Origin of the sequence: Bartonella vinsonii subsp. vinsonii, from assembly GCF_902825235.1 — a bacterium.
In the GTDB taxonomy this organism is placed as follows: Bacteria; Pseudomonadota; Alphaproteobacteria; order Rhizobiales; family Rhizobiaceae; genus Bartonella; species Bartonella vinsonii.
Map to the genome: position 1 here is coordinate 1 of NZ_CADEAJ010000095.1, position 255 is coordinate 255.

A 255-nucleotide genomic window follows, 5' to 3' on the forward strand; every position below is an offset into this window, starting at 1 on the left:
TAATAGCCAAAGACACTGGAAATCACGGCGCCAATCAGGCCTCCTAAAAAGCCCCACCATCCCATGTAAGAAGCTGTTTTAGCAGCTTTGTTTGCACTGTAATGTGCATCCTTTGTTGGCATGTTGAGCTTTTGAGACAGGGTTTCAGCTTGTTCTTCAAGAGTTTTGAGCGCCTGTTCTATTTTTGCCTCTGCGCTTTGATAGACATGAAGTGCATGGTTGGCGTTTGTTTGTGCTTCAGCGTGTGTCATGCCA

General features: G+C 45.9%; 1 pseudogene. It reads right to left on the minus strand.

The window, feature by feature from the left end:
- Positions 1-255 (minus strand): annotated as a pseudogene (locus J7R12_RS08800) (DUF3792 domain-containing protein); the annotation flags it as partial.